General features: G+C 57.2%; 17 protein-coding genes and 1 pseudogene. 3 read left to right on the top strand and 15 right to left on the bottom strand.

Translation table 11 applies throughout. The features are described from left to right. Positions 1 to 9: 9 nt before the first annotated feature. The 4 genes from NE584_RS10925 to NE584_RS10940 are packed head-to-tail and all read right to left on the bottom strand — an operon-like array spanning position 10 to position 3,494. A complete protein-coding gene (locus NE584_RS10925; protein ID WP_256182800.1) occupies positions 10 to 900 on the bottom strand; it encodes a hypothetical protein in 891 nt (296 codons plus the stop codon). Positions 901 to 903: 3 nt separating this feature from the next. After that, the gene (locus NE584_RS10930) at positions 904 to 1,803 is read right to left on the bottom strand and encodes a PcfB family protein (protein ID WP_256182801.1); all 900 of its coding nucleotides are present in this window, start codon (positions 1,801 to 1,803) and stop codon (positions 904 to 906) included. After that, positions 1,745 to 3,169 carry a relaxase/mobilization nuclease domain-containing protein gene (locus tag NE584_RS10935; RefSeq protein ID WP_256182802.1) on the bottom strand — a complete coding sequence of 475 codons (1,425 nt, stop codon included), beginning with the start codon at positions 3,167 to 3,169 and terminating at the stop codon, positions 1,745 to 1,747. The genes NE584_RS10930 and NE584_RS10935 overlap by 59 nt, the downstream gene beginning before the upstream one ends. A 1-nt stretch (position 3,170) precedes the next feature. Next, the gene (locus NE584_RS10940; RefSeq protein WP_256182803.1) at positions 3,171 to 3,494 is read right to left on the bottom strand and encodes a hypothetical protein; all 324 of its coding nucleotides are present in this window, start codon (positions 3,492 to 3,494) and stop codon (positions 3,171 to 3,173) included. Positions 3,495 to 3,590: 96 nt separating this feature from the next. Between NE584_RS10940 and NE584_RS10945 the strand changes: the two genes are divergently transcribed. The 3 genes from NE584_RS10945 to NE584_RS10955 all read left to right on the top strand — a co-directional run bounded on the left by NE584_RS10945 (position 3,591) and on the right by NE584_RS10955 (position 5,154). After that, positions 3,591 to 3,794, top strand: coding sequence for an antitoxin VbhA family protein (locus NE584_RS10945; RefSeq protein ID WP_256182804.1), 204 nt, complete (start codon positions 3,591 to 3,593; stop codon positions 3,792 to 3,794). Beyond that, complete coding sequence (locus NE584_RS10950) at positions 3,787 to 4,497, top strand: Fic family protein (protein WP_256182805.1); 711 nt, start codon at positions 3,787 to 3,789, stop codon at positions 4,495 to 4,497. Before NE584_RS10945 ends, NE584_RS10950 begins: the two co-directional genes overlap by 8 nt. A 291-nt stretch (positions 4,498 to 4,788) precedes the next feature. Then, the gene (locus tag NE584_RS10955; RefSeq protein ID WP_256182806.1) at positions 4,789 to 5,154 is read left to right on the top strand and encodes a hypothetical protein; all 366 of its coding nucleotides are present in this window, start codon (positions 4,789 to 4,791) and stop codon (positions 5,152 to 5,154) included. Positions 5,155 to 5,591: 437 nt separating this feature from the next. On the opposite strand, the gene NE584_RS10960 is transcribed toward NE584_RS10955, so the two are convergent. The 11 genes and pseudogenes from NE584_RS10960 to NE584_RS11010 form a co-directional block, all read right to left on the bottom strand. After that, the gene (locus NE584_RS10960; RefSeq protein ID WP_256182807.1) at positions 5,592 to 5,879 is read right to left on the bottom strand and encodes a hypothetical protein; all 288 of its coding nucleotides are present in this window, start codon (positions 5,877 to 5,879) and stop codon (positions 5,592 to 5,594) included. Beyond that, positions 5,869 to 6,810, bottom strand: a complete 942-nt coding sequence (locus tag NE584_RS10965; RefSeq protein ID WP_256182808.1) for a ParM/StbA family protein — start codon at positions 6,808 to 6,810, stop codon at positions 5,869 to 5,871. The genes NE584_RS10960 and NE584_RS10965 overlap by 11 nt, the downstream gene beginning before the upstream one ends. Then, positions 6,798 to 7,748, bottom strand: coding sequence for a DUF3991 and TOPRIM domain-containing protein (locus tag NE584_RS10970; RefSeq protein WP_256182809.1), 951 nt, complete (start codon positions 7,746 to 7,748; stop codon positions 6,798 to 6,800). The genes NE584_RS10965 and NE584_RS10970 overlap by 13 nt, the downstream gene beginning before the upstream one ends. Positions 7,749 to 7,773: 25 nt before the next feature. After that, positions 7,774 to 8,088, bottom strand: a pseudogene (locus NE584_RS10975) (DUF3848 domain-containing protein); the annotation flags it as partial. Positions 8,089 to 8,191: 103 nt separating this feature from the next. Next, on the bottom strand, positions 8,192 to 9,502 hold the full coding sequence (locus NE584_RS10980; RefSeq protein ID WP_256182810.1) for an ATP-binding protein: 1,311 nt from the start codon (positions 9,500 to 9,502) through the stop codon (positions 8,192 to 8,194). A 332-nt stretch (positions 9,503 to 9,834) separates the two neighbouring features. Next, positions 9,835 to 10,113 (bottom strand): hypothetical protein, encoded by a 279-nt coding sequence (locus tag NE584_RS10985; RefSeq protein ID WP_256182811.1) that lies wholly within the window; start codon positions 10,111 to 10,113, stop codon positions 9,835 to 9,837. Positions 10,114 to 10,225: 112 nt separating this feature from the next. Then, a complete protein-coding gene (locus NE584_RS10990) occupies positions 10,226 to 10,930 on the bottom strand; it encodes a metallophosphoesterase (RefSeq protein WP_256182812.1) in 705 nt (234 codons plus the stop codon). A gap of 154 nt (positions 10,931 to 11,084) precedes the next feature. Continuing rightward, positions 11,085 to 18,893: a DEAD/DEAH box helicase family protein gene (locus NE584_RS10995; protein ID WP_338078597.1), complete on the bottom strand. Its 7,809-nt coding sequence runs from the start codon at positions 18,891 to 18,893 to the stop codon at positions 11,085 to 11,087. Between the two features lie 404 nt (positions 18,894 to 19,297). Beyond that, entirely contained in the window at positions 19,298 to 19,684 is a 387-nt protein-coding gene (locus tag NE584_RS11000) for a TnpV protein (protein ID WP_368670723.1), read from the bottom strand. Between the two features lie 799 nt (positions 19,685 to 20,483). Then, a complete protein-coding gene (locus tag NE584_RS11005; RefSeq protein ID WP_256182814.1) occupies positions 20,484 to 20,789 on the bottom strand; it encodes a hypothetical protein in 306 nt (101 codons plus the stop codon). Further along, complete coding sequence (locus tag NE584_RS11010; RefSeq protein WP_256182815.1) at positions 20,786 to 21,106, bottom strand: hypothetical protein; 321 nt, start codon at positions 21,104 to 21,106, stop codon at positions 20,786 to 20,788. Before NE584_RS11010 ends, NE584_RS11005 begins: the two co-directional genes overlap by 4 nt.

Genomic DNA, 21,106 nt, shown 5'->3' on the forward strand with positions numbered 1-21,106 from the left:
GCGCCCCCCTCATCTCGCCTCGTCATCTCGGTTCTTCTGTGCCTTTTCCTGGGCGGCAAAAAGCCGGTTCATATCGGCTGTAATACTGCCCGCAACATCCCGCATGATGCCCACCTCGGCCCGGAGCGCCCTGGCGTCCATCCCGGCATAGCTCTCCGGCAGGCATTCAAAGGAAAAGCCCTCTACCGGCACACCATTTCTCCTGCACAGCATATAAGACACGCTGTACGCCGTGAAATCGGGGCTTTCGCAGGTGATCTCATCCCGGTCCATGTGGGCGCGGGCAAGTTCCTGAGCCAGCCCCCGGAAGATGGTGGGGGCGTCCAACCCCTGGCGGATATAGACGGTATGCTCCTGGGGATGATAGGCCACATTGACGCCCTCCGGCAGTTCGTTGGAGATAGCGAACCGGCAGGGGGCGTTGTTCATCAGGGCTTTCAGCAGCAGCCGTTCATCCCGGACCACAGCGGGGGCGGGGCGCTGGGCGACCCTGGTCTGGGAAATATCAAAGACCTTCTTCACATTGTAGGATACGCCCACGCTACCATCGTCCCGTTGGTACTCCTTGCCCGGTTCCATAATGGTGATGGCATCCTCCCCCCGCCTGACATACACACCGCTGGCCTTCCAACTGTCGAAGTCAGCCAGTTTAGTGGCCTCTGGGCATTGGGCCGCGATCAGGATGGCGTTGCTCACAGAGTAGAGGTCAAATCGGGCCTGCACATCCAGGTAAGCCTGGAACAGCCCGCCCTCTTTACTCATGTTCTGCACATAGTTGTCAATCATAGCGTAGACACCCTCACGTTCCGCCTGCTTTCTCGCCGCCCATGCCGCCTTGTCAAAGGGTTTCTCCCCCTGCTGGGCAGGCTGGTCAGTAAACAGATCATCAAAGTTCGGCATAATTTATCGCTCCTTTTGCTTTTTGATTTTCTTTTTGGGCGGCGCTTTGTGCTGGGGCAGCCTCTGCCGCCCGGCGTTCTCTCTGGCTTTCTCCTCCGCCCGCTGTTTCTGCTCCTCCTTGATCTCCTTCAACGTCTGACGGACGGAGGGACGGGAAGGCTCCAGCGGATCAGAAATACCCGGCGCGGCGGCCTCTTTGGGCTTTGAGGTAGGCTCGGACAGACGGGATTTCTCGGTCCGGCCCCCGGTGGGGTTTTCGGCCCCGCCCTCCTCTCTGGCAGGAGCCGCGCCCCGTGCCGCTTTCAAAAACTCATCCAGGTCCTGTTCTGGCTCAACGCGCTCCGGTATGGTCGGCCCATTTTCCGAGGCCGGTGCAAGCATGGCGTCCAGCAGACCGTCCATTTCCTGTTCGGTCATTGATTCCTGGGGACTGCCCGCCCCGGCTGCTGGCTCCGCCGTGGGCGCTTCCGGGGCGTCCTCTCGCCGTTCCGCCCGGCTCTGCTCGATCTCCTGTTTGACCTGTGCCATATCCACGGTGGCAAGGCCGAACCGCTCAATGATGCGGTTGATCTTGCTGGCGTCCTCCGCTCTCGCCATGATGTCGGTCAGCCCGTCCGTGGCATCCCGGTCCTTCAGCACACAGTAGAGGACGCCGTACTTCTTCGCCTCCCGGCAAAAGAGCTGAAGGTCGCTGTCCTTCACGGCAAACACCTTCAACTCCTTGCCGCTGCGGAGCATATTGGTCAACCGGGCTTTGCCTGCCGTTTTTTTCTGCTCACGCAGGATGGCATACAGCAAAATGGCAAGCTGTTTGGCCCCGGAGCCGGCCAGCCGGACCGCTACCTCACCTGTTTCCAGCGACATCCTCACGACTTGCTCCGCCGCGTCGCCTGAATAGCTCATTTCTTGACTGCTCCTTTCGCTCAATTTCTTTTTGACTTACCAGCCGCCCCAGGTTCTCCCTGACCTGCCCGGAACGCTGGACAATGCCGTCACATAAGACCACCTCCTTTCGCGCCGCCCGGATTTGGCCGGACAGGGAGCTGATATTCTGTTTCACCCCATCAATGACCGCAGGATCGCTATGTTTGGTGAGCCTGCGCAGGTCCTTTCGGAGTTCCTGCCGCTGGGCAGTCAGGGCCTCCGCCTTCGCCATGACCGCCTCCCGGTGGGCGGTCAGTTCCGCAGCCGTGTCGATGCGGTGTTTGCCCAAAAAGCGGGTTTCCGCGTCCAGCCGGTCCAGCTTAGCGATGTCCTCCCGCAATAAAAAAGACACCCGCTTGACGGATGCCGGTCGCTTAACAATGATGTGGAGTTCATAGCAGTAACGGAAATACAGCGCCCGCAGGCCGGTGACTTTTGGCCGGGGCTTTCCCCGCGTCCGGTAACGCCGGGGCAGGCAATGCACGGTCTCTGGGAAGGGGGCCTGCTTGTGGATATTGCGCAGGATGCGTCCCCTAATCTCCTCCAGGGTGTAGCCCTCGCCCAGCTTGTGGAAACGGAAATAGCCCTTTGCGTCCGGGGGCTTCAGGGCGGGATATTTCAGGGGCTTGCCATCCTTCCCGTGGGTCTTGACCTGATAGCCCATTTCGCCCAGCACCCGCAGAAAGTCCCGTTCCGTGGTAGAGGCACGGATGGCCCGGTCGATGTCGGCCCGGATAGCGCCCCGGTAGGTGGGTTTTCCATCACGCTCGGCCTGCCATTCGGCATAATTCTTTGTCTGCCTGCTTGGGTTCTCGATCACAGAGATGGCGTACTCCCGGCACAGCCGGTCCGATACCTCCCGCATCCGGGCGTAGTCGGCGGGGGAATTGTAGAACTTTTTCCCATCAGCCCAGGACACGGAATTGATGACAAAGTGATTGTGATAATGGCCGGTGTTGCAGTGGGTGGCCACTACAACTTCAAAACGCCCGCCCCACAGCTCCTCCGCCAGCCTGACGCCAATCTCATGGGCCGTCGCCGCCGTGATCTCATCCGCTTTGAAAGACTGATAGCCGTGGTAGCACACCCGCCCCCCCGGCTTGCCCCACAGCCGCTTTGTCTCCATGAACTGTGCGGCTGCGGTGTCCTCCCGGCAGTTCAGGCAGGACACATAGGACCGGCGCTCCGTTTTCATCTCGTCGGCGGCGTACTCCACCACATCGTCAACGGCATGGAGGGACGCCAGCTCCGGCAAGCCGGCCTCAGTGGTCTTTTCCGGGTTCCGGACGTAGTCGATCACCTTGTCCACACGGCCCTTGATGGGCCAGATGGCGGTCACGGCCATATCAGTCTGAGGAGGTGGTGTAGGCGTCCACGATCAGTTTCTCAACCACCCGGTTCTCGTCCAGGGCCTTGCGGAGCTGGGGCACATCCATCAGGCCGAGGGCGTTGGCCCGCTTCATGATCTGATTGAGGGTGTTCCCCACACGGCGCACCTCCCGAATCAGCACAGGCACGTCGGCGGGCGGGGCCTCCTTCACCTCCGTGCCGTTCAGGACACGGCGGCAGAAGCCCTCGCGGGACAGGCCGGACCTACGGACCTTTTTCGTCAGCGTTTCCAATTCGTTCTTGGTAAAGTAAATCTCCACACGATGATTTCGGTTTCTCATAACATTCTCCTTGAATTTGTTAGATTGAAATTTACAGGTTTGCGTATCTTTTCATTTTTGCGGCTGTATGATATACTGAGTGTTGAGGTGGTCGATATGACGGCAGTACAATATAAGCGCAGAATAGCGGCGGTCAAAACGGCTGATGCCATCAACGCCATTGAGGGTATGCCAGTTTCCCGGTATGCCCAAGTGCTTTCCAGCAGTTGGGCAAGAGGGGAGATCAGCGGCGCGCAGATGAAGGCGGCGCTTCTGGCCTCCCACGCAAAGCTGGCCGCACAGGTGCGGGACCGTGGTTGATCCGTATTGCTACGAAGATACTCCTATCCTGCGGAATACGCTGGACATCAGGGATGAAAAGACGCTGGACCTGATCGAAGCGGAACAGTCCCGCGCAAACATGATGTTGCTCTATGAACAGGGCTTTCACGACTTCACGCCGGAGGGCCTGCGGAACATTCACCGTTTTCTGTTCGGGGACATTTACCAGTGGGCAGGCGAGTACCGGATCATCAATATCGCAAAGCGGGAAAAGCTGCTTGCGGGCCGCAGCGTGTGGTACAGCAACGATGACGCCATTGCGGATGATCTGGTTGCGGCCTTTCAGGATATTCAGCGTCAGGATTGGGCGGCGATGCCCAGAGAAGCGTTTGTATCGGCTGTCGTTCGGTGCTTTGCGAAGATCTGGCAGATACATCCGTTCCGTGAAGGGAACACCCGGACGGTGGTGATGCTGCTGACCTTTTTTGTGGAGCATTATGGCTACCACATGGACCAGGAGCTTTTAGCGGAGAGTGCCGGTTATGTGCGGGACGCTTTTGTCATGGCCTCACTGGACCAATTTTCCGAATATGAGCATTTGGAACGGATACTGCTGGATGCTGTTTGCACCAATCCTGTGGACTACGAACTGACGGCAGATGTGGAGTCCGAAGCCCAGCGAACAGATAAATACCACCGGGACCACTACACGCCGGAGCCGCACTACCGGCGGGACAACTGAATGATAGCACACGGTAATGGCCGTCAACTGATGTCTATTCAGTTGGCGGCCATTTTGCGGGGTCATAGGGGCGGCAAGCCCCTGTCAAGCGGAATTTGCCCCAGCAAATTCGTTGCTTGCTAAGACAATACCTCCATCCTCCGCGCCTGCGGCGCGGGAGAGCGGGCGGGCTTGGTCATTACATGGAATATCCCCCCTTGTTTTATTGTAGAACTTGCTTATAATTGAGGATAGTACAATGAATGATTCCGCGCCCAAATTGCAAAATAAAAGCAATCAGGAGTGTATAAGATGAAAGAGCCGATTAATCTCAACATTATAGACGAAGAGTTTTACTCCACTCATTTTTCGCTGTACTCCGAGGAATTTGAAGATCGCATTTACTTTTATGCAGAGTGCAGCAGGAATCCAGATGCGCGAAAAAAAGATGCGTACTACTTTTTAGAGTTGTTTTTTTCTGTTGGTGAATATGGGGCGCGTGAATTTTTGATAGGAGTCACTTTAGGCAACGATGCCATGGATAAGAAGTCTCTTGATTATGAGATACGCACCTATCTTATCTCCCAGCTTGATGATGACTTTCCTCTTCTTGTTCAGCAATATCTAAAAAAGGAACACCTTTTGGAAGATTGGTTGGACGAGCAGGAAGGCCATTAAAGCAGTCAGTAAATGCCGCTTAAACGCCATTGTTTTAGCTTCGCATGGCTTGATAGGCCGTACTGACTTCATAAAGGGCCTTTTCGCTTATAGATTTATCACTTCCTAATTATGATTTAGATGGGCTTGGCGCCCGACTATTTTATCTTTTCATGGATGGGCGGGCCGCAAGCCAAAACTCCCGCCTGGCCTGCATATACTCGTCATGGGCAAGCTGGCGGTTGGTACGGGCAAGCCACGCCCACTCCGCTGGAGAAACGCAGTGGGCGGGTTTGCGAGGCTGTCTGTTCCGAGATGGTTTACCCTGTATGGGAAACACCTCCTTTTCCGGGATGTGACGCCAAAAATGACGCCATAAACGGCTGGAGCTTCAAAAATGTGACGCCAATTTTAATGTCACAGGGAATTTTGAAGGGAAAGTGACATCAATTTTGGCGTCATCCAAAAGATTTTAGGAAATCCATGATCGTATCGTCCATCCCGTCCTTACTGGCGCTTTCTTCCTCTACCGGCTGAACAGGGAGCTGCCGCAGGACGGCGCAAAGTTCTTCGCGGATAATACTGCGTACCATGCCGCTGATGCGGGCGGACTGCTCTGCCTGATTGATGATGGACAGCACAGTTCTGTTCATGGAGGCTGTGTTCAGGCTCCGCAGATACTCCCATGCCTGCCGGTCCTCCGGGTTATCAAGGTCAAAGCGGAGGGACATCCGCTTAATCTGCACGGACAATACCCCCTTTACGAAGCGCCATTTCGCACAGGTACTCATAGCCCTTGGCGGTGACGCAGATGTCCTCATAGATGGTCACTCGTTCCGCCTCATACACTCCGAAGTTTCGGACCAGGCAGCTCCCGCCGCCCAGCACATGGAGCCGCATAAGCGCCGGGTTGTACTCACGCTCCCGCAGGATGCGGAAGATCTCGCCCACATACTCCGCGGCGGTTTCCCGGATGGTGGTCAGATAGTCCTCCCGAATGTCCGCCGTACCGAACCGCAGCACCCGGTTGATGATCGACTCGTCCACCGTAGCATGGTGGGTCCGCATGACATTCTCCCGGACGGCCAGCATACATTGATGGGTGCCATACTTCTCAGTAAACATCCGGTCCACAACAGGCTTGCGGTCGTTGATAAACATGATGTTCATGGTGCCGTTGCCAATGTCACAGAGCATATTCACGCCCTGGAAGTCCCTGATCTGGCCAGCCACCGCCGCAAAGCCCTGGGGAAACACATCCACCCCGGCGATCTCCACCCGGTAGGCTTTTCCCCGGAAGGTAAAGGCCAGTTCCCGGTTCCGCATGAGGTAGGCTTTGAAATCCTCCCGTTGTCGGCTTACCCAGGTGAGGGGCAATCCCACTGCAAGATATACCGTGGCGTCTGCCAGGCCATATACATTCAGCTCACGGGCGATAGCGGCCAGGGTGAGGATATAGTAGTCATCGTCCCCGGTCTTGTCCGCCTTAAACTCCTTGTGGCCTGTCCCAATCAGGTAGTAGCGTCCGTCATAGACCAGCAGATCGTCTTTGAATACCGGCTCTGCGTCATGGGCGGTTAGTCCCGCGGGAAAACAGCAGTTTGCAGTCTTGATGTTGCCGTAGCCATTGTCTATCCCGATGATCTTCATGCCCTGATAGTCTTTCACCGGCTCCATTCCTCCTTCCTCTTTACCTGCCCCAACCTCCGCTGGAGCAGCAGATCGTTTACATCCTTTCCGCTGGGTGGCGGCCTGTCCAATACCTCGTATCTGTTCCCCAGGCCAGCCATGATGCCTGCCGCCGCATCCCGGCCCACCTCGTCATTGTCCAAGTGGAGGCAGAGCGTGTGAACTCCGGGGTGGTCCTGAAGGTACTGGCTGAGAGCAAGCGGTATAACGATCTCTTTCTTCTGCTTGAATACGCCGGCCAGCGAGAGCATGGCCTCCTTCCGCCAGTCCCGGCCCTTTATCTTCAGCAGGGTGGCGTAGCTCAACAGGTCAATGGCCGACTCAAACAGGTGGACGCTGGGCTCGGTGGGGTCCTCCACGATGGCAAAGGAATACCTCTTGTCGCTGCCTGTGGCCTCGCCCTTGAAGTCCCCCACGGTGCCCCGCAGGGCGGCGTAGCGGGGCTGCCCCTGCCGGTCCCGGCCCACAAACACGGCGTTGTGATAGGGCAGGCTCTCATACAAGCGCCCGGTCTGGATGCAGTAGTCGATCACATCGTAGTCGATGCCCCGCCCATGAAGATAGCTGACAACATGGGTAGCGCACCGGCTGGCTTGGGGGAGGACCAGCTTCCGGGGTCCCTGCTCCTTCAGCCCGGCCTGGACCGCCGGAGGCGGGGGAGAGAGGTTCGGCCCCGTCAGGGCTTCCACCGCCTGAGTAAAAGAAAAGCCCTGGACCTTAATGAGATAGTCCAGGGCCGTTTTCCCGCCGATTTTGCGGGAGAACCAGTTCCATTTTCCGTTGCTGATCTTCAAGCTGTCATGCTCACGGGTGCAGTAGGTGCTTCCGCCCACATGGACGAGTTGGTGCGGGTCATACCGCTGGAGATAGGTCAGCAGGTCCCATTCCTTAGCCTGGGCGATCTGCTCCGGGGTGACATAGCCCATCCTACCGTTCCTCCCGCTGGCCCTTTTCCTTTTCAGCCCGTATAACGGTATCTGCGCGGGCCTCGATCACATCCCGCACATCGTCCATGTGGTGAGTTTCCGCCCGCTCCCACGCCCGGTAAACATCCGCCAGCGGGGTCCGGGACCGCAGCAGGGCCGCGGCCTGGGCATCTGTCAGTTCCAGTACCTCCATCTCCATCACAATGTCCTCCCGGACGGTGAATTTGCAGGCATTGTCCAGGATCACATTGGGGGGCTGCTCCAGAAGCCATGCCTTATACTTCTGCTGTTCGGCTGCCATCCGTTCATAAAGTTGGCGCATCATTTCTTCGTTGGTCATGCTGTATCACTCCTTGTAAAATAGTGATAGCCGGGAGATCTCCAAATGAAAACCTCCCAGCTATGTAAAGAGCGGAGCAACGATGCCCCGTTGCTCCGCCAGCTTATTTGATATATTGATCAGCTAAGATATAGCGTGTTCCCCGCGCCGTCCCCGTTTTGACAATCTTCCCCTCCCGGATTAACGAATTGAGTGCGTTTGTCGCGGGAAAGGCGGAGCATCCCAAAAACTGCTCCACTTCCTTACGGGTCACATGATCCCGATTTTGAAGCAGATTTAAGATGTTTTCCTCATATGTCTGCGTGGCGTCAAAAACAACGGTATGGGCGCGGTTGCGGTTGGGCAGGGTCACAACAAAGGACGCGGGCGCGGGACTAAACACCGGCTGATCCGCACAGGAAGCGTAGCTTTCCATAATCTTCTGTATCCCGGTCCCATAGCTTTCGATCAGGTCCAGACGGTAGAAGATATTGGCAATCACCATGTTCCGGGGCTGGGAGGCACCACCTTGAATGTCCTGGAGTGTCAGTCCCTTGACCAGCCCGCCCAGGGAGATAAATTCCATGCGGTCATCGTAGATGTTGATAATGATACTGCCGGAATAATCATAGTCCCGATGGACAACGGCGTTCAGCAGCGCCTCTCTCAACGCCGCCTCCGGGTAGTCCAGATTGTCGATCCGCCGCAGCCCCTCAAAGGTGGAGTGCAGGCCGTTGTTCAACTGCAAAAACTCATAGGTATCATCCACCTGCTTCAGAATAGAGCCGGAGAACTCCTTGCGTGTCTTGAACTTACTCTTTCCGGTTCCCTCGTAGACGGCGCAGCGAATGATGTGGCCGCATTGGTCTGAGAGTAACAGGGCGGTGTTGGTATAGTAGCCGTCCCCGTCGATCAGTCCCAGCGTATGCTTGTGGACTTCATCAAACTCCACCCTGGATTTGGAAAAAAAGTCCTGGGCGTACTGAAAGGTCAACTCCTGGTTGATGGAGCGCATTTTGTCAAAGGCCGTCCCATCACTGTCCCTTATCATCTCGCGGATGGCCTCATCCGTGGCCGGGACGGAGGAAACTCCATGCCGTACAAAAACGCCTGACGGTTTCAGCCCCCTGTCGATCAGGTGGTAAGGCCGCTTCAAGCCGCGGGACACCGTGACATGGATCAACGCCTTGCCCCCCTCCATGACCTTTTCAATAGCGGTGTAGGCGGTCAGGTCCGGCTTGATGCCATCCCGGATCATGTTGCCGATCCGCTCCATCTCCGCCTCGGCGTTTTCTACGCCCGTGATGCTGCCGTCCCTCGCAACGCCGACAAATATCTCGCCGCCGTCCGTATTGGCAAAGGCGATGATCTCTTTTTTGAAATCCGCGTTGACCTGTTCCTTTAATTCCAGCACAGCACTTTCCTCGTACCGCATGGATGCGTCACCTCCTAAAAGGTATATTATCGACATTATCTCGATTATCTAAATTATATCACAATTTTCATGCGATTACAAGGGAAATCAACAGCCGGGAGTGTTGGAACGCCCCCCGGCTGTGCAATCGTTATAACGCCCCGCTATTCGCCCCATGAGAGATTTACACTCGCACCTTCCGTTCCGCTCTGGCCGCCCTGATCGGTCATTTTCGGGGCTTCGCAAATCGCCTCTTGACGGTCTGACCGGGATTGGTTCATCAACTAATCGCTCATAACAGCCCCTCCATGTCAAATCATCTGGTAACCGGCTTCACTGATAGGCGCAGGTCCTTACTCTAGCTCCATCCGCAGATACCTCTCCCGGAGATACCACGCCTGCTCCGAACTGATGACCTGGTTGACCTCCGCGTTGTTGATGTCCGTCTGCAAATTGCAGTAGTCGCAGTCCCAGCGCAGATCTTTCTCGCCCCGGTCCAGCTGGTCCCAGGCCGCCTGCATCTGGGCGATGGACTCCCGCAGGAAGTCAGGCAGGCCGCACTCCAGGTAACTCCTGTCAGCTGGCAGGCCGGTATCGCCGCCAGCCTGCGCCATCATATCCTGTCGGCCCATCTTTCCCCCGTCCTTTCCGCTTTGTTTTTCTTTATTGTATCGGTACGCCGAATGCTTGTCAATCGCGAATGCTTTCCGTGGCCAGGAAAGGTAAGATAATAGACCATCGTGTTCATAGACGAATAAACATCGTGTCAAAGTCCTCGAACATGAATTGCATTTTGTCGATCTGTTTCCGGGTGTGGTAGTGGCCGCAGTACCATTTTTTGTAGTCCAGGCGGTCCTCTATGCCATCCAGCCAGTCCTCGGTATTCTTGTCTACGGAGCTTTGGTCAAGGCCGGAGAGAAATACTTCGGTCGGCTCATATTTGCGGGGGCAGGTGTGGCTCAAAACAATGTCGATGTTCCAGTGTAAGGCGGCAAGCCGCGCTTCAACCGCGGCTTTGATCTCCTCGTCTGGCTGTTCATCCGGCCACCAATGCCACCCGTGCGCCAGCCGGTAGTGCTTATCCACACTGTACGCGCCCCCGATCACGATGCACTTGTACCCATCGAAATTGTAAACCTCGCCGTCAACAGCAAAGAGAATGTTCGGAAATGCTTCCTCATAGAGAATTTTCCCGCCGCAGTATTCCCCTTCGATATAGGATGGGATGCGCTGGGGTCTGGCCTCATGGTTGCCGTGGATACAGAAGAATTTGACCGGAAGGGCGCTGGCATACTCTTTTGCACGGGCGTCGCGGTCATTCAGGTAATAATTGAAGCCCGCGTCACCGAGGATAATCATAGTATCGGATTTTCTTGTTTCCATTGTGCGGCAAAAGGCGTCCATGCGGAGAAAATTCCCATGCGTGTCGCCTGTGAGATAGGTCGCCATAGAGTTCCACTCCATTCTATCATGAATTGTGATACTGTATGCAGATAGGCGTGGGACGCCCATCCGCGAAAATGATACAACAGACTATGTACGGGGGCAAGTCTGCGGCTTGCTCCCGTATCATGTTTTTGAGGGTCAGACATTTCTCGCCCTTTCAGCGTTCCCGGTCGGGGTTGCCGCGGGCGGGGGCTGTGACTTCATCCCCCACATCCCCGTCCACGATCTCGCTCTCCCGCTTGTCCATGTTCAGCAGGATGTTCAATTCATCCAGACGGGCGGACTTTCTTTTCAGCTCGTCCTCCTGGGGGAAGGGCTTTTCCACCTCCAGTTTGGCGTTTTCAAGCTGTATCCTGGTATTTTCCAACTGTTCCCGGCAGGTGTTTATCCGCTCCTTCATGCTTTCCAGCAGATTATCCAGGCGGAGGATGTTGCCGAAAATATCGGTGCCGAGAGCCGTGGTGTAGTAAAGCGCCCCTTTCAGCGTGATCTTAAACTCCCGGAACAAGCTCTCAAAGGACAGGTCCATAGCAAAGCCCCGGTACTGGCCCAGGGGGACAGGTTCGGGGCTGGTCATGGCTTTGCAGGCGGCGAGGATGGCGCTGCCCGCGGCTTTTTTGTCGGTATAGACGGTCCCCTCCACCTCCATAGGGGAGAAGCCGTCCTCATTGGGGTGAGTGTTCTCCTTCAGCCGGGCCATATCGGAGGTATAGCCCTCAATATACTGCTCATACTTAGCGATTTCCTGGGGCAGTTCTTTGATGATCTGATCCTCCAGGGCATACCGCTGGCTGAGGTGGTTGGCTTTCAGGAGCCGGAGCCGCTGCACATCAATGTCCAGGTCCATCTTTTCCTTGATATGGGGGTTGCCGGTACACAGGGCCTTGATCTCCGCGTAGGACAGGGCGGTTTCGTCAATATCCTCACAGGACCGGACCGGGGATTTGCTGGTCATGATCTGCCCGATGAACTTCTGTTTGCCCTCCACCAGCTGATAGAGGTAGCTGTCAAAGGTGTTCTCGGTGACATAGGTGTAGATGTCCACCTCGTCATTCTCGTTGCCCTGCCGGACGATCCGGCCCTCCCGCTGCTGAAGGTCAGAGGGCCGCCAAGGACAGTCCAGGTGGTGCAGCGCCACGAGCTTCTTCTGGACATTGGTGCCCGCGCCCATCTTCTGGGTGGAGCCGATCAGCACCCGGACCTGCCCGGAGCGCACCTTGCCGAACAGCTCCTTTTTCTGCGCCTCTGTGTTGGCGCTGTGGATATAGGCTATTTCTTCGGCTGGTATGCCTCTGGCGATCAGCTTATTTCGCAGGTCATCGTAGACATTCTGAAATTCCACCATCTCATAGCCGCCCTGCCCGTTTGGGACCATTTCGATGGGGCGGCTTTTGCCAGGGGTGGAGAGGTCGCAGAACACCATCTGCGCGGAACGCTGGTCCGCTGTGCGCTGCCAGATCTCGAATACATTATCAACGCAGGCGTTGATCTTGCTGGTGTCGCTGTCCGGGAGCAAGGGGTTGAGTAGCCGCTGGTCCAGAGCCAGTTTGCGCCCATCGTTGGTAATGAGCAGCATATTGTCCACGGTACTGTCTACCTTCCTGTTGCGGACCTTTTCCGCCCGCTCTCCCAGCGCCGCCACCATCTCTTTCTGCTGTTCCGATGGTTTCAGCACGATATTGTGCGGGTTGACCTTGGGCACGGGGAGTTTGAGCATATCCGCCGTCTGGATATCCGCCACTTCCTTGAACATGGACATGAGTTCCGGGAGGTTATAGAACCGGGAGAACCGGGTCTTGGCCCGGTAGCCGGTGCCCTCCGGGGCCAGTTCAATAGCGGTGACAGTTTCGCCAAAGGTTGAGGCCCAGGCGTCAAAATTGAGCAGGCCGTGTTCTTCCAGGGCGTGGTACTGCAAATACTTCTGCATGGTATATAGTTCCACCATGGTGTTGGAGATGGGGGTGCCTGTGGCGAACACCACGCCCCGGCCCCCGGTCAGTTCGTCCAGATACCGGCACTTCATATAGAGGTCGCTGGACTTCTGGGCCTCCGTCTGGCTGATGCCGCCCACATTCCGCATTTTGGAAAAGGCGGCGAGGTTCTTGTAGTAGTGGGCCTCATCGACAAACAGGCGGTCAATGCCCAGTTCTTCAAATGTGACCACATCATCCTTACGGCTCTGGTCGTTCAGCTTTGCCAGCTTGGCGTCAATGGACTTTTTCGTGCGCTCCATCTGCTTGATGGAGAAGCGTTCCCCGCGGTTGGCTTTCAGTTCCGCGAGGCCGTTCAGGACCTCATCCCTCTGCTGTTCCAGAAGAAACCGCTGGCGCTCCACACTCACCGGGATCTTCTCAAACTGGCTATGGCCGATGATGATGGCGTCATAGTCGCCGGTGGCGATCCTGCCACAGAACCGCTTGCGGTTTTTGGTTTCAAAGTCCTTCCGGGTGGCTACCAGGATATTGGCGGAGGGATAGAGCTGCAAATACTCCGACGCCCACTGCTCCGTCAGGTGGTTGGGCACCACAAACAGGCTCTTTTGACACAGGCCCAGCCGCTTGCTCTCCTGAGCCGCTGCTACCATTTCAAAGGTCTTGCCCGCGCCCACCACATGGGCCAGCAGTGTGTTCCCGCCATAGAGGATGTGGGCGATGGCGTTCGCCTGATGGGGCCGCAGGGTGATCTCCGGGTTGATACCCACAAAGTTCAGGTGGCTCCCATCGTATTCGCGGGGGCGGGTGCTGTTGAACTTGTCGTTGTAGAGCCGCGTCAGCCGCTCCCTCCGGGCTGGGTCTTTCCAAATCCAGTCCTGGAACGCCTGCTTGATAAGTTCCTGCTTGCCCTGGGCGATAGCCGTTTCCTTTTTGTTCAGGACAGGAACGCGGTTGCCGTGTTCGTCCTCCACATAGTCAAAAATACGCAAATCCCGGAGGTTCAGGGTTTCCTCTATGATCTTGTAGCCATTGACACGGGTGGTGCCGTAGGTGTTCTCCGCCTTGATATTGCCCCTGTCGGCAAATTTGTTTTCGATATTCCATGCGCCGGTGTGCTGGGAGTAATGGCTACGTATCATCCGCCGACTGCGGAGAGAAGTCCCGAACAGTTCATAGATAAATTGGTCAATGACCTCTGTGGGGAGCCAGGTAGCCCCCAGCCGGACGGCGATCTCGCTGGCGGTCAGGTCCACCGGCTGCACCCGTTCCAAAGCCTGGACATGGGCGGCGTAGTCCTCCGGGTACTGTTCGGCGCTCCGCTTTGCCCATTCCAGCTTCTCCCGCACATTGCCGGAGAGGTATTCATCGGCGGTGAGGTACTTTTCCTCGGAGCTGCTGCCATACCCGTGCATGGGGTTCAGGAAGATCACGCCGGTCAGGTCAGCGTAGATCTCCTGCTCGGTCTTGCTGGTCAGCTCCACCATATAGTCCATATCCACCTTTGCCTTTTCAGCCAGTGATATGGCCAGGGCCTCGGATGCGGTATCCACATGAGTGATCGTGACCTTCTGCTTGATGGTGCGTTTGGTAAACATATCCGCCTTGCGGACGAAGTTGCGCTCATCGTCCAGCACCTCCAGGGAGGTCAGGAGGAAGTAGGCGCTGTCCATGCTGAACACAGAGCTGTTGGCGCGGGAGTTGATCCGCCCGTACTTGTCCACAAAGGCGTCGTAGAGGGCGTTCAACTTCCGCTGCTGGGCCTGAATGTCCTGGTCGGGCCAGTCCTCGGTCTGGTACTCAATGAGCGTCCGCACACAGTCCCGGATGCCGATCAGCCCCTTGATGCGGTTGGCCGCCGTCACCGACACCTCTACCGGGTTCATGCGGCTGTTTTCCCGGTAGTACACCTTGCCGTCCACGATGGTATAGCTGAAATTCCGTACCTCCGGGTCCGCGGGGATGGACTTGTCCTCGCCCTCGATTTCCGGGTCGTCCATGACATACTCGGTGATGGAGCCTTGGATATTCTGAATGGCGGCGGCAAGCTGTTCTCCCAGGTCCCGCCCCTCAATGGGCAGGCAGGCGGTTTCCGGCCCATAGGGGCCGCTGATCTCCCGCATTTCGCCCATGACCATCTCCGGGTGGTCAATAAAATACTGGTTCATTTTCAGCCCGTTTGCGTCGGTGTTCAGGTGTACCCAATCCGGTTCCTCGCTGGAGAGGGCGTCCCGCTTCTGCAAAAAGAGGATGTCGCTGGTCACATCCGTGCCCGCGGCGTCCTTGAAGGTGTTGTTGGGCAGACGGATGGCCCCCAACAGGTCGGCGCGCTGGGCAAGGTACTTCCGCACGGTGGGGGTGTCCTTGTCCATCGTGCCTTTGCTGGTAACAAAGGCGATGACGCCGCCCGGCCTGACCTTATCCAGTGTCCGGGCAAAGAAGTAGTCGTGAATGAGGAAATTATATCGGTCATACCGCTTGTCGATCACCTTGAAGGAGCCGAAGGGCACATTTCCAATAGCGGCGTCAAAAAAGCTGTCCGGGAGGTCTGTTTTCTCAAACCCCTGGACAGCGATAGACGATCGTTGATAAAGCTGCTGGGCGATGCGGCCTGAGATACCGTCCAGCTCCACGCCGTAGATTTTGGAGTCCGCCAGGGCCTCCGGGCGCATACCGATGAAGTTGCCGATGCCACAGGACGGCTCCAGCAGGTTTCCGGTCTGGAAGCCCATGTTCGTGAGGGCCTGATAGATAGATCGGATGACCACGGGCGGGGTGTAGAAGGCGGTGAGGGTGGATTCCCTGGCTGCGGCATATTCCTCCTCGGTCAACAGGGCTTTCAGCTCGGCGTACTTGCTGTGGCGCTCGTCAAAGCAGTCTGCCAAACCGCCCCAGCCCACATACCGCGCCAATACCTCCTGTTCCTCCGGGGTGGCAAGCCGGTCCTCGGCCCCCAGCCTTTTCAACAGGCGGATGGCCCGGACATTGTTGTTGAACCGTTCTCCTGGCGTCCCTGTGCCGATGGCGTCATCGGTGATGCAGTACTCATGCCGGTCCGCGTTGGGGACTTCAGGATGGAGGACAAAGGGGGACACCCTGGCCCTGCGCTGGGATTGGGGTGGGGCCAGAGTTGGCTCTTTACCGCCCTGGCCGTGCCCATCCGCTGTACTTTTCGCGCTCTTTTCCGGTCCCGCTGTCTTTTCAGCCGGTCCCATCAGACGCCGAATGGCGGAAATATGCTCTACACGCTCGATTGGAAAGCCCACAGCCCCTTCAAAGGTGAGGTCCCGCAGGGAGGCACGGCCATCCTCGTCGATCTTTTCTACAAGAAACCGCCGGCCCTCCAGCGTCACCTCTTTACCGATCAGGTCACGGTCCGCAGCAGCCGTTTCCGTATCCTCCCGCGGAGGCGGAGGTTGTTCCTCTTTTGCGGCGGGACGTTCCGGTGTGGGGAAGTCCCCGATCACGCGGAGCCACTTCTTCTCCAGCAGGTCGTAGACAGCCGCCCCCTCGTAGGCAAAGCCGTCTGGCTCCATTGTGCCTTCCAAATAGCCCCGCGCCGCCTGTTCCGCTTCCTCCGGCGTCGCATATTCCAGCTTCTCGTCCATGCCGTTTTCCAGGTGGTGGTAGACCACCACCTGATAGCGGCGCTCCGCTTCGTCCCGGTCTGCCGGGGCATGGGCGGGCGGTTTCTCCTGTGCCTGGACCTTCTGGGCCAGAGGGCGGTCCGCGTAAAGCTGTTTCTCCGCCTCCTCCAGTGTGGCAAAGCTCCCGGTCGTGGGTGTCACCCTGCCGGAAATGAAGCCGTACTGATTGCAGAAGGTCCCGTTTGGTTCCTGAAAGATCACAAGATGCTCGTCGCCGGACCAATATTCCGCGGCCTGCCGGTACGCGAGGTCCTGGGCGGCGATGGGGTCTTTTTTTGCCTGGGGACGATGGGTATAAAGTGCTGCTTCGGCCTGCTCAAAGGTATCAAAGCCACCCGCCGTCGCATACACCGTGTTATCCTGATCGTCATAGCAGTATTGGACATAATACTGGCCGTTGGGGTACTGCCGGATCAGGATGGTTTCGCCCTCCCCATAATACCGGGCGAGGGTGTCCACCTGATTCAGCTGGTGGGCGTACTCCTCCGCCTGCCACCGGCTGGTAAATTCCTCACTGACGCCCTCATCATCCACATAAATCTCATCTCGAATGTTGTCCCACACAGCGTAGCCGTTCTCAGTTTCGATGGGGGAAAAGCGTTTATCAGACTGTGGCGCACGGGCGGAAGCCTGTTCCGCATCGGCCATGACCCGCTGAATAAAGGGGTCGGCATTCAGTTTATCCGGGTCAATGACTTTTCCGTCCACAATGCCTCTTTCTGCAAGAGTTCTGCGGATGGCGGCGGGGTCTATCTCCGGGAAAGGGTCATCCTCTGTCTGCTGCACTTCCGTCTGCTTTTTCTGTGTCTGCTGTTTGTTGTATTCCTCCTCTGTAAAGGCAACCATCTCGTCAAAATCCAGGTTGGCGAGAAGTTCATTCAGGTCACGGAAGCCGGCGCATTGGATGGCCGTTGCCTCCGCACCGTCCACCAGATAGGAAAGGCGGAAGGATACCAGGTCGGCGCTGATCTCCACGGTATGGGCGCTGTCGCTGGTGGAGCTGAACGCCAGGGGGACATGGGAGAGATCGGAGAAGTCGGCCTCCTGCTCAAAGACCTCCATGCAGTAGGCGTTGATGAGCCATTTTGTCTGCTCCAACTGGGCCTGCGCCATGTCAATGACCTGGAAGCCCTGGGGCGGCGGGTCCAGATCGGCAAGGAAGTCCTGGGGGATGGTCTGGCCCTCGCTGTCCCGGTAGAGGACGATCCGCATGGGTGCGCCGACTCGGTTCTCCTCCCTGATCGCCAGCATAAATTCCTCCGCGTCGGTGTACTCCACGCTCTCGCCCACGATGCCATTCGTGCCCAGGAAGTCGATCCTGCCCACGGGCAGCGGGGCGTTCAGCGGTTCCTCAGCGTCCGGTTCTTCGGCGTCAGCCACAGGAGCCGCGTCCTCCGCCACCTGAAGCAGTCTGTCGTTCAGCGGGTTCTCCGCCAGCTGGCGGTCAAACTCGTCCCGCGCCATCTCCTTGTTGATGATGGGAAATGACGGGTCGTAGAGCCGGACGGTCTGCTCGTCAAAGGCCAGCAGCTCATATTCTTGGGAGCCGAGATACACCGTGGCCCCCAGGGACAGCCGGTGCTCTTTCGGCAGCTCCAGGGGCGGGTTCAATTCGTCATAGGTCGGCTCCAGCGGCGCGGCCAGGGGGCCGTCCAGGGCGGCAAGCATGGCCTCACAGCGTTCCGTCAGGTGAGTGTTGTCTGCGATGATGGTCTGCATGGCCGACCGCATGGTGGGCAGAACAAAGTCGCCCTTTTTCCGCAGGACATAGCACTTCTTTTCCCCAACACCAAACGAGTCCGCACACCGCTTGGCAAGCAGCACCTCATCGCATTGATCCTTTTCACCAAGCTGGGTCTTGAAGTCTACATAGTCGTTGATGATAGAGCGAATCTCTTTTGCGATCTTCCACCGCTCTGTCCGACGCTGAACATCAGCCCGGTACGCCGGATACTGCTCCTTTTCAGCCCGGTTCAGATAGCGGTCTGCGGCGATCAGTTCCCCGATACGCTTCTCCACCTTGGCCCAGGTAATTTTGTATTTGCCGTTGGGGTCTTGGAGGTCGCGGGAGATGGTGATACCCTTACCGTCGTGATCTTCCCAATAGCCGCTGCCGGGTATAGCGTCGGAACGCCCACCAATACCGTACTCATCCCGCAGGAATTTGATATTTTCCTGCTTGCTCTCCTGCTTCTGAAACTGTTCATAAATGCGAAATTTCCCTGCGGACACTCCGCTGCCGCCGCACAGGACATAGTCTATGGCCTCCTGGGGCAGAGTGAAAACTTCTCTCTTTTCTCTTTCAGCCTGTTCAATGAATGTGATTTGCTCCGCCTCGCTGGGCAGGGGGCGTTCCTCCGGGTCGAGCCACTGGTCCAGCAAGATCATCCCGTAGATGGTGTCGGCAACATGGGGCCACCGCAGGAACACCTCTTTCTCGCGGGAGAGGTACGCCCCGCGCCAGAGGTTCAGCACATCGTCCCATGCCCGATACCCGGCCCGCTGGCCATTGCTCAAGATTTTCTCTACATAGGTGTTGTCAAAGAAGCCCTTAATGAAATCGCCGCGCTCTTTTCTGCCCTCATGGGCTTCAAAGAACGCGGCGATCTCGGCCCTGTGGCCGTTCAGGGCGTCGCTGATACGGAGTAATTCCTGTTTCTCGCTGTCCTCGTGATAGTAAGGGATGTCCGTGCGGGCATTAAAATCATGGTGCTTGTTTTGAAGTCCGGTAGCACCTGATGTCCCGTCAACAGGGGCCTGCGGGAGTTCTTCCCCGGCGATGAGCGGGCCGCTTATGCGTCCGTGTAGACCAGCTCCGTCAGCGCCACTTCCTCCGCCGCTGCCCGGATGTTGTTCATCAGGCCCACCCACTTCATCTGATCGCTGGCCTTCAACTCCTCCGTCACGCCCTGCTCCCGCGCCATCCGCGCCGTCAGCTGCTCCACCATCTCCGTGGCCTGCCGGTCGATCTTCTCCAGATGGGCGTTCAGCCTGCCGCTGAGGAGCATCCCCGTGTAGTAGGCGTTCCTGTGGGTCTGAAGGTAGCTGCGCCGCAGCATCCCATATTTTCCGACCTTCGGGGCCTCCGGCGCTTCCAGGTTGGGCAGACGGTAGTCGCCCTCCGTTCGGTATGTCAGTTCCATGTTCAACGCTCCTTTCCTGTTTTGTCCTGCCATCATGATACTGCCTGTCAGAATTTTCGTCAAATGTGCGATTTTCCCTTTGCTCTGTCCGGTACAGGCTCAAGACCGTAGTGGCGATCTCCCGCAGGGGCATTTCCGCAATATCGCTCACCGCGCCGCCCAGGATGGACAGGGTTTCCGGGGTGTCAAAGTCATAGACATGGGCGAAATCCTCGCCGCTGAAATAGTCCATGGGGTCGATGCCGCACCGGGTCAGCATGATAAAGGCCACGCTGCTCTCCACCAAGCCCTTAAACCATGTTTCGGTACTGAGATCGTCCAGCTCTTCCAGCAGGCTGCCCGCCTTGACGCCCCGCAGTTCCGTGTAGTAGTCGCCAAAGTTGTCCTCTACAATGACCTTCGCCGTTTCCAGCAGGCAGGCGGCAAGACCAGAGCGGTCCGGGAACTCGCCATAGCTGTTCTCCAGCGCCTCGATCACCGTGTCCTCATACCGCGGCTCCATCTTCCAGATGGGGATGGTGCGCCCCTGACGGCTGTTGGTGTCAGACATATCAAAGACATACCGCAGCTTATAACCCCGGTCCGTGTCCACTAGCAGGGCGATCCCCCTGGTGCCCCGGTTGACATAGCGGCCATGCTTATTCCAGAAGTCGATCTGCGCGCAGGCGGTGGCATCCGGCTTCTGCGCATAGATCAAAAGCTGGTCGCGGAAATCGTACTTGAAGTTGTGAGCGGCGGTGGTCAGAAAGGCCATGTAATTCCCGCTGTTGGCGGAAATTTCACGAGTCTTTTGCGCCGCAAGCTCTACAATGGAGTCCAGTTTTTTCGCCATGCTCTATCCCTCCGTTTCCTCATAAGATTGCAACAGGCCCTTTGCTGCCACGGCGATTTTAGAGATGCGCCCGGTGAGCTGGGCGACGGTGGCCCTGACCTCTGATCGTCGCGCCGCGTAGAAGTAGCCTGCATCGGCGCTGCAAATAGGGTGGCCGTCACAGCGCAGGCGGTTGACCGCCCGCCGCAGCTCCGCCCCGCCGACATGAACCGTGGCCTCCAGCTCCTTGCTGGAAGCCGCGTTCTCCTGTCCCTTATGGTATTTCTTCAGGTAGGCGCACAGGGCCTCGTCGATGGGTACGCCCTTCATTGGGGATCACTCCTGCTTTCCACCTTCAACTTTTTGTGATATTCCTCGCTCACATCATAGTTGAGGGCTGCGGTTAAAAGGAGCTGCCAGATTGTTTCTTCCGCTTCATTTTCGTACATACGCAGACTGGCGTATTGTTCGCCACCCTTACCCATATAGAGCCGGGTAAAGCGCATACGTTTCTCCATCAAGTCCTTCGCACCGCTTCGGACGCTCTCCACGGGGGCGTTAGCGGCGTTGTATGCCAGGACAGTCATCAACAGGTCAAACATAGAGGGGTGCAGCTCTAATTTGATGTTGGGTATTTGTGCCATCAT

The sequence above is a fragment of the Clostridium sp. DFI.5.61 genome, assembly GCF_024462915.1.
GTDB classification, from domain to species: domain Bacteria; phylum Bacillota; class Clostridia; order Oscillospirales; family Oscillospiraceae; genus Lawsonibacter; species Lawsonibacter asaccharolyticus.

Bases quoted from the DNA above. Each gene is read 5' to 3' on its own strand.
- NE584_RS10970 (WP_256182809.1), bottom strand. From the start codon at position 7,748: ATGGGCTATGTCACCCCGGAGCAGATCGCCCAGGCTAAGGAATGGGAC.
- NE584_RS10955 (WP_256182806.1), top strand. From the start codon at position 4,789: ATGAAAGAGCCGATTAATCTCAACATTATAGACGAAGAGTTTTACTCC.
- NE584_RS10985 (WP_256182811.1), bottom strand. From the start codon at position 10,113: ATGGGCCGACAGGATATGATGGCGCAGGCTGGCGGCGATACCGGCCTG.
- NE584_RS10980 (WP_256182810.1), bottom strand. From the start codon at position 9,502: ATGCGGTACGAGGAAAGTGCTGTGCTGGAATTAAAGGAACAGGTCAAC.
- NE584_RS10930 (WP_256182801.1), bottom strand. From the start codon at position 1,803: ATGAGCTATTCAGGCGACGCGGCGGAGCAAGTCGTGAGGATGTCGCTG.
- NE584_RS11010 (WP_256182815.1), bottom strand. From the start codon at position 21,106: ATGATGGCACAAATACCCAACATCAAATTAGAGCTGCACCCCTCTATG.
- NE584_RS10990 (WP_256182812.1), bottom strand. From the start codon at position 10,930: ATGGCGACCTATCTCACAGGCGACACGCATGGGAATTTTCTCCGCATG.
- NE584_RS11005 (WP_256182814.1), bottom strand. From the start codon at position 20,789: ATGAAGGGCGTACCCATCGACGAGGCCCTGTGCGCCTACCTGAAGAAA.
- NE584_RS11000 (WP_368670723.1), bottom strand. From the start codon at position 19,684: ATGATGGCAGGACAAAACAGGAAAGGAGCGTTGAACATGGAACTGACA.
- NE584_RS10965 (WP_256182808.1), bottom strand. From the start codon at position 6,810: ATGGAGCCGGTGAAAGACTATCAGGGCATGAAGATCATCGGGATAGAC.
- NE584_RS10945 (WP_256182804.1), top strand. From the start codon at position 3,591: ATGACGGCAGTACAATATAAGCGCAGAATAGCGGCGGTCAAAACGGCT.
- NE584_RS10925 (WP_256182800.1), bottom strand. From the start codon at position 900: ATGCCGAACTTTGATGATCTGTTTACTGACCAGCCTGCCCAGCAGGGG.
- NE584_RS10995 (WP_338078597.1), bottom strand. From the start codon at position 18,893: ATGATCTTGCTGGACCAGTGGCTCGACCCGGAGGAACGCCCCCTGCCC.
- NE584_RS10935 (WP_256182802.1), bottom strand. From the start codon at position 3,169: ATGGCCGTGACCGCCATCTGGCCCATCAAGGGCCGTGTGGACAAGGTG.
- NE584_RS10940 (WP_256182803.1), bottom strand. From the start codon at position 3,494: ATGAGAAACCGAAATCATCGTGTGGAGATTTACTTTACCAAGAACGAA.